This is a genomic window from Shewanella sp. AC91-MNA-CIBAN-0169 (assembly GCF_040310165.1).
Classification (GTDB): Bacteria; Pseudomonadota; Gammaproteobacteria; order Enterobacterales; family Shewanellaceae; genus Shewanella.
Genome location: NZ_JBEOPM010000051.1, coordinates 1 through 3,180 on the forward strand (window position 1 = coordinate 1; position 3,180 = coordinate 3,180).

The following is a 3,180-nucleotide window of genomic DNA, read 5'->3' on the forward strand; positions in this document are numbered from 1 at the left end:
GTGTAAACCAGAACCCAATATCGATAGCTTGTTACCCTGGAATTTTAAACAGTAGCTGTGGTTCGCTTGACGGTTACTCTTCAGCAGCTCTTATTCATCCTCTTTATTAACGACTGATCATTACATCAGGAGTTAAAATAGTTAGACGTTCACATGAAGATTGGGTTGCCTTGATACAACAGTAATCCGCTGGTGGCTTGACTATTACCGCTTTTTGTCGCCTGCATAAGTTCAGTATAAGCTGATTTCCCGCCCGCAAAGCAGACATTGCTAAAATGATCACTCCAAAGAGCGCACCATTTGTTAAGGCGATTCTGACCTCGACGACGGCGATAATAAACTTTGCAAGCGTCTTCATGACCAACCTTGGGAGACAGGGCGTTGGCTGAAACGAGTAATACAGGGTCACATTAATTATTATGGTGTGCCTTTTTAAATGCTCATTCCTACCGCGACCGATCACTGGTTTAATCCCATTTGATCGCATCTGTGCTACCTTGATAAACGGAGCAAACCAGAACCTGATATCGATAGCTTGTTACGATGGAATGTTAACCAATCGGCGGGGTTCGCTAGACGGTTATGAAACAAAACGTAAACGCAATTTAACAAATGACACCCAAATTAATAACAAAGCGTTTGGGCGAACCCTTAATCTCGGTTATATTACGGGTAAAACAGGGAGTCATAAATCGTATTCGGACGACGTCAAGGAAGATACATGAGTGATCAGCCAATAGGCTGACATCTTATTCTTTTCGTATTCCACGAAGGTTTGGCCACTCTGTATTTAATCGGTGTTATTCCTATTTTTATAAACTTAACATGAACTTTTTGATGGGGCTTTCCCTTTCACTGTTCAGCTCGATCATATTAAGGAAGAGATATGAGAACGACAAAATGGATGTTAACCTCGTCATTCACCTCAATACTATTATTAGGATGTGGTGGAGGCAGCGGCGATGATGCAGGAACCGCTAACTCGGGTGATCCATCAAACAATCCAATCAATACACAACTCACGCTCAATACCGTTGTGACGAATAAATGTAATGTTCAATCGCCCAAGGCGGGTGTAGAAGTTCTTTTTCATAATGCACAAGGCGACGTTATTGCCGAGCATGTGACTGACTCAAATGGTCTGTTAACCACTGAATGGCCGAGTGATGCTAAACATATCACTACGGTAGCGCTGAATTATTTTACCCGCAATTATGGTTTTAGAACGTTGAGTATTGATACCATTATGGATACGAAAGGGGGAGATTTAGGTGTCATTCATTTCACAAATTTGAGCTATGCACCTGATTGTGATTGCAAAGATGTCACATTTTTTGTTCAAAATTTGATTGAGTCCTCCCCTGATAGCAAACTTAATATCGGCGGTGGACAGGGATATCTAACACCATATACGGCAGATTACTCTCTTGAATGGTGTGATGTGCAAGGACCCATTGATATTCAGTTAACGGCGGCTGATAATCAATCGAGTCAAGCTGGACAAATTGACTTAACCAATCTGGATGAATATACCTTAAATCTCGATGATTTTAATCATGTAGGGGTCATGGTTAACGATCCGGTAAATAGCAGTGACGATGATATACATGCTTATTCTTCAGGTAGCTGGGATAGCTATAACTACGCCAATGAGCCTATCTTTATTTATCCGACTATTGCAGAGCATTATTACGTGTCATCTAATATTACTAAACAAATTAAAGTTTACGACACGGTGGGTTATTCTGCCAATTCGGCCATTCGTAAGCTGGATCAACAAGGTAATGCTTCAAGTGAAATAGTATTGGATGTTAATAACGCGTTTTCTAAAGAGGCGTATTCATTATATGAAACAATACGTAGCCAACAAGCCCCTTATCAATATGATTTTTCTAATGCCAGTGATGACATTGCCTTTAGTGAAATACTCCTAGGTGGGAGAAACGGTGATGGTGGTGTAGTGTGGAGGTTGCATGGTGGGATCAGGGGAACCATACCTAACTTCAGTTTCACCCCCTCGCTGGAAGCGAGTATTAACGTATTAGGTGATCGGTATATCCGATTTTTGGCGACAAGTTATGGTGATAAAAAAACGTTGGATGAATGGAGAAGGTTAGCGGTTGAACAAAGTCGAATGGCCGATCCTGATCTCAGTCCGTTATCAAAAGGAAGTGATGTAATGAATTTAGGCTTCTATAACGTTGAATATACTTATTAACGTCAATGTGCCTAAGCATTAAACCATTTATTGGGTGTGGGCATTATAATTGAGCGCTATGCGAGGGGATTGATGTCACAGTGAGTAATGTGTCTCACTCCGTCCAACTGGGTTTTGATATCCACTCAGCCTGACGATCAGTCGTAGCAAAAGGGCTATTGCTGTGACTGATCGCTAGCATTTTTCTACGAAGCCAAATGGCTTTTCTGTCATCGAGAATGGGATTGTTCAGAGTATAAAACTGAGCCGATCTGACTCATTATGAGGCCTTCAACATGACATGTCTCATCCTACAACCTCAGATAGTTGTGTCTCAATGGCTGACTTTTTGGCCATTTTTAGTTTCAAGGGGAATAGGATGAAGTGAGAAATTCATTTTAAATCAGTAAAGTAGACCAGAACCATTGCGGCCAATACTACTGAAAACGTCTCCTCACTTGACCGGTCGTGGTAGTAATGCTCATTCCTACCGCGACCATAACGAGGTTGGTTTGCGCCAATGTATTCGGAATCTTCATTAGGTGCTTTACCACCTACGCCACGATGAGTTCCGCGCTAGATTGTCCTCAAAAAGACCAAAGTATACTTTCGGTGCTGTTTTTTATGTCAGGTCTTCAATCTAGTGGTCTGACCGTTCTGTCTTCTTCTCTATAATCTGCAAACTCGGGTTAAACTCTTATTTCAAATGCTTGCTTGGTCGCTATTATCGACCACGCTATTCGTACCGACTTATTCGCTAATGCAACGACGGCTACATTAAATGGCTTCCTTGCTCTGAGCTCAAGTATCCATTCTCCAAATACGGCCACCGCTCATCGCTCGAGCAACATGAATAAACAACGTTCTTAAAGCCTTATTTCCACGCTTACTTATCCCAAGCAAGGTTTGTAATGGTCTAATGAAACTGTAGAGATTTATAGCTTAAAATAAGCAAAATCTTAAAGGTATTTATCATGATTAGA

Annotated in this window: 1 protein-coding gene and 1 pseudogene; one reads left to right on the forward strand and one right to left on the reverse strand. The window is 41.4% G+C overall.

Annotated features, from left to right (window positions below; all coding sequences use genetic code 11):
- The first annotated feature begins 886 nt into the window (after positions 1 to 886).
- The gene (locus AAEY98_RS22005) at positions 887 to 2,218 is read left to right on the forward strand and encodes a hypothetical protein (RefSeq protein ID WP_351019659.1); all 1,332 of its coding nucleotides are present in this window, start codon (positions 887 to 889) and stop codon (positions 2,216 to 2,218) included.
- 668 nt (positions 2,219 to 2,886) lie between these two features.
- On the opposite strand, the pseudogene AAEY98_RS22010 reads toward AAEY98_RS22005, so the two are convergent.
- Positions 2,887 to 3,103: pseudogene (locus AAEY98_RS22010) on the reverse strand (IS110-like element ISSpi6 family transposase); the annotation flags it as partial.
- Positions 3,104 to 3,180 lie beyond the last annotated feature (77 nt).